This window comes from Streptomyces sp. CNQ329, from assembly GCF_000482585.1.
The window spans coordinates 1-4,440 of the sequence record NZ_AXVU01000104.1; the positions used below are offsets into that span (position 1 = coordinate 1).

The window sequence follows — 4,440 nt, forward strand, 5'->3', positions numbered from 1 at the left end:
GGTCGCCGGTCGCCGGTCGCCGGTCGCCGGACGCCGGACGCCGGGCTCCCGTCTTCGGGCTGGCGCCGGAGTGGTTGCTCGAGGACGGGCGGCCCGTGGCCGATGCGTTCGTGCTCTCGCACCCCGAGCAGGTGGAGCGCCTGCGGGAGTCGTGCCCCGAGGCCGCCGGGACCGCCGTGCTGGCGGGCGACCCGTGCTTCGACCGGATGCTCGCCGCCCGCGGGCACCGGGAGCGGTTCCGGCGGGCGTGGGGCGTACGCGACGGGCAGCGGTTCGTCGTGGTGTCCGCGACGTGGAACTCCGAAGGGCTGTTCGGCGACGGCGGGGCGGACGACGTGCTGCCCGCGCTGCTGCCGCGGCTGACGGGTGAGTTGGCCGCCGACGAGTACCGGGTGGCGGCCGTCCTGCACCCCAACATCTGGCAGGGGCACGGGCCCGGGCAGGTCCGGGCCTGGCTCGACGGGGCCCGGCGCGGCGGGCTCGCGCTCGTCGATCCGCTGGCCGACTGGCGGCAGGCGCTGCTCGCGGCGGACGCGGTGATCGGCGATCACGGGGCCGTCACGTACTACGCCGCGGCCCTCGGCGTGCCCGTGGCGCTGGCGGCGGCCCCGCTCGACGACGTCGACCCGCGGGCGCCGCTGGCCGCCTTCCTCGCCGACTCGCCGCGACTGGACCCGTACGCGCCGCTGCCCGCGCAGCTCGACGCGCTGATCGCCGGCCACCGCCCGCAGCCGGGCCCGGCACGGTTCACCTCCTCGGTGCCCGGGGAGGCGGCGGCACGGCTGCGGGAACTCTTCTACGGGCTCATGGAACTCCCCGAGCCCGAACGGCCGGCGCTGCTGGAGCCGCTGCCGCTGCCCGCGTACCAGCCGGTCCGCCGCAGCGCGCCGATGCGGGTGCTCACCCGGCTTCCGGCCGAGGTGGATGCGGGCGCGGGGGCGGACGCGGGCACCCCGGCAGGCGCGAGGGCGGGGGCGGGCGCGGGCCCTCCGGCAGGCGCGAGGGCGGATGCCGGCCGTCCGGCAGGCGCCGGCGCGCGGGCAGCGGCAGGGGCCGGGGCAGGCGCGGGGGCGGTGGAGCTGCGCCGCTGGGCGGATCCCGCGTACGAGCCCGGCGGCGACGGTGCCGCGCACACCGCCGTTCCCGAGGACACCCGCGACCCCGGCCGCCTCGACCTCGCCGACGTGATCCTCCGCCACGGCCCACCCGACGACCCGCGCCTCGGCTCCCCCGCCGACTGGTGCGCGGAGACCCTCCGGCGGTACCCGCACTGCGCCCTGGCCGCCTACGTCACCGGCCCCGGCGACTGCACCGTCCGCACCCGCGCCGGCGATTCTCTCGCGCTCACCGGCGCCCGCGGCGCCGCCGGCGCCGACCCCGCGGCGTACGCCTCCGCCCTGCACGCCTGGCTGGCGGCGGGGCGGAGCGCGGTCGCCCTCGCCGAGCACGGCCTGCTGGTCCGGACCGGCGCGCGGGAGCACCGCGTGACCGTCGCCCCGCTCAGGGCGTGACGCAGCGGGCCCGGACGGACCGCGCGTGCGCCAGCGGGTACACGGCCTTCTGCGCGTCGAGCAGGGCGATGGCCTCGTCGATCAGCGGGAGGGCTTCGGCGGGTGCGGCGGCGAGGACGCGGGTCTCGGCGAGATCAGTCAGGGCGCGGGCCCGGTTGTAGTCGTCGCCGATGCCCTCGAAGGACTCCACCGCCGTACGCAACAGGGCACCCGCCTCGTCCAGCCGGCCTGCGCCGCGCAGTGCGCGCCCCCGGTGGCGCTCGATCAGCGGCAGGGCACGGCCAAGGTCGGCGTGCCCCACGTCGCCGGGGGCGAGGGTCCCGTACAGCGCGGCCGCCTCGTCGAAGAACGCCAGCGCCTGCGCCCATTCCCACTGCCGCAGCCGCAGCAGGCCCAGCGCCTCGACCACCGAGGCGTGCCCGCGTATGTGACCCGCTGCCCGCTCGTCCTCCGCGGCGGCCCGGAACTCGGTCTCCGCCTCCCCGTCCTCGCGCAGCTCCGTCAGGCTCATGGCCAGTTGGAAGCGCAGCGCCGCGCGGTCGCGGAGCCTGGCGGCGCCCGGTTCGCGGTCTCCCGCGGCGAGGCGCACGGCGGCGCGGAGCGCGGGGACGGACTCGGCGTGCCGGCCGGCCTTGAGCTGCAGCGGCCACAGGGAGCGCGCGAGGCGTACGGCCGTGGCCGGATCGCCGGCGTCCGCGGCGGCCTGCACGGCCTCGAAGAGGTTCGCCGCTTCCCGCACGAGAACGCCGAGGGCCCGCGCGGGGTCCATGAACGGCGCGGGCACAGCGGGCCGCGGTACGCGCCAACTCTGCGGCAGCGCCTGGTGGGCGGCGTCCTCGGCGAGGTCCGCGTAGCCGCGTACGACACGGGCGAGAGACTCGGCGCACGCCTGCGGCCCGTCCTCGTGCCGGGCGAGCAGCTCGGCGTGGCGGCGCACGGCGGGCCGGAAACGGTACCGCTCGGTGCCGGCGGTCTCCAGCAGACCGCGGTCGGCGAGCACGCCGAGCAGCGCCGCGGCGGGCGCCGGGCCGGGGCCGCCGCCGGCCGTCCGCGTCGCCCATGCGGCGGTCCTGGCGTCGGCGTGGGGCCAGTCCCGTAACGCCAGCAGCCGGTAGAGCCGGGCGGCGTCGGCGTCGAGCGCGCCGTACGCCGACTCCGTCAGGGCGGCGACCGGCCCGGCCGTATCCTCCGCGCCCGGCCCGGCACCGCCGTGCGCCGACAGCAGCGGCGCCGCCGTACGCAGTGCGTACGGCGATCCGGCGCAGCGCACCAGCAGGTCCTTCGCCAGCTCCGGCGCCGCGGCCACGGCTTCGGAGCCGGCGAAGTGCGTGAGCAGCCGCCGGGCGTCCCGGCCCGCCAGCGGCCCGAGGGCCACGGGCACGGCGTCCAGCCCCGGCAGCGGATGACGGGCCGTCACGAGGGTGAACACCCCGGGAGCGGAGGTCAGCAGGGGGCGCACCTGGGCCGCGGAGTAGGCGTGGTCGAGGACGGCCAGCAGCCGCAGGTCGGCGACGAGCCGCCGCCACAGGTCCAGCCGCTCGTCCGCCGCATGCGGGACCGCCTCCGCCGGCAGCCCCAGCTCCCGCAGGAGACGACCGGCGATCACGCCGGGGCCGAGGGCGCTCTGCGCCGACCAGCCGTGCAGATCGGCGTACACCTGCCCGTCGGGGAAGTCCCGGGCGCGCCTGCCGCCGCAGTACAGCGCCGTGGCGGTGGTCCCGATGCCCTCCGGCCCGTGCAGCAGCGCCACCCGCGGCCGGCCGTCGAACCTGCGGTTCGCCTCGCGGTCCAGCAGCCGTAACGCCTGGCGGCGGTCGGTGAAGTGCCTCGTCGCCGCGGGCAGCCGGGGCGTGCCCACGCGGCCCGGACCGGACGGCAGGGTCGAGGCGAACCGCTCCCACATACGCGCGAGTTCGGGATCGCGCCCGGCACCCTCCCGCAGCAGCGCGGCCACCCGCTCCACCTCCGCGGACCGCCTGGGCGCCCGCACCTCCCGCCCGGCCGCCCTGCGCACCAGCGCCCCGGCGGTCTCCCACGCGGCCCTGCCCGCCTCGTTGGCCATCCCCATGCCGATCGCGCCGAGCGCCCCGGAGATCGCGGCCAGCGACACCGGATCCGTCATCACGCACCCCACCCCTCTGCGCGCCGTAGCGAGTCGGTACGACTCCGAAGAGTAACCCGGGCCACCGACACCGTCCGCCGAACTCCGCCCCTCACGCCCCGTGCGCCCCGGGCCCCGCCCGAGGCGCCGTCAGCCTCTCCCCGGCATCGGGCACTTCCGGCCGGCGGCCGGTGTCCCGGCGGTGTCAGCGCGCCAGCCAGTCCGCGGGGCCCATCACCGCCACCGGGTGCTTGTGCGGGTCCAGGCTTCGCAGGAGTGTCCGCATGTGGGGCTTGGCCAGGGATACGCAGCCGTTCGTCGGGCCGTCGTGGTCGACGTGGACCCAGATGCCGCCGCCGCGGTCGTCGCCCAGGGGGCGGGTCCAGTCGAGCGGGGTGGTGCCGGGCTTGCGGTTGTAGTTGATGGCCACGACGTAGTCGAAGGAGCCGGCGAGGGGTTCGCCCTCGAAACCGCGGCCGGTGGCGGTGAAGGCCGGGCCGTGGTCGTACGGGAGCTTCGTGCCCGGGTCGGGGTCCAGGCCGCCGGCGTCGGTGAGGCCGTAGACGCCGGTCGGGGTGCGGAGGTCGCCGGCGGTGTGGTGGTGGGTCCAGCCGCGGAGGGCGTTGTGCGCGGGCCAGGCCGGGCCGGCGCTCCAGCCGGCGGGGCCGCGTGCGTAGAGCACGGCGGTCGCGTCGGAGGAGCGCCGGGAAGTGCCGGTCACGACGAGGGCCTGGCGGGCTCCGGCGGGGATACGGGCGCGAATGCGGGGGCCGAGCCCCGGTATGCGGCGCGGCAGCCGTGCGGGCGCCGCCTTGACGCGCGGGCGGG

The 4,440-nt window shown here is 78.3% G+C and carries 3 protein-coding genes; 1 reads left to right on the forward strand and 2 read right to left on the reverse strand.

Annotated elements, in window-relative coordinates:
• Positions 1-1,511, forward strand: a 1,511-nt coding sequence (locus tag I003_RS37190) for a hypothetical protein (protein WP_027774647.1), incomplete at its 5' end; no start/stop codon positions are given.
• Here the strand turns inward: I003_RS37190 and I003_RS0128920 are convergent.
• Together I003_RS0128920 and I003_RS0128925 are read right to left on the reverse strand one after the other, a co-directional pair.
• Entirely contained in the window at positions 1,501-3,633 is a 2,133-nt protein-coding gene (locus I003_RS0128920) for a tetratricopeptide repeat protein (protein WP_027774648.1), read from the reverse strand. The two genes, I003_RS37190 and I003_RS0128920, sit on opposite strands and share 11 nt — an antisense overlap.
• A 184-nt stretch (positions 3,634-3,817) precedes the next feature.
• Positions 3,818-4,440: L,D-transpeptidase family protein (locus I003_RS0128925; RefSeq protein ID WP_027774649.1), on the reverse strand; the 623-nt coding region annotated here is incomplete at its 5' end.

Coding starts and splice junctions, on each gene's coding strand:
- I003_RS0128920 (WP_027774648.1), bottom strand. CDS start 3,633: ATGACGGATCCGGTGTCGCTGGCCGCGATCTCCGGGGCGCTCGGCGCG.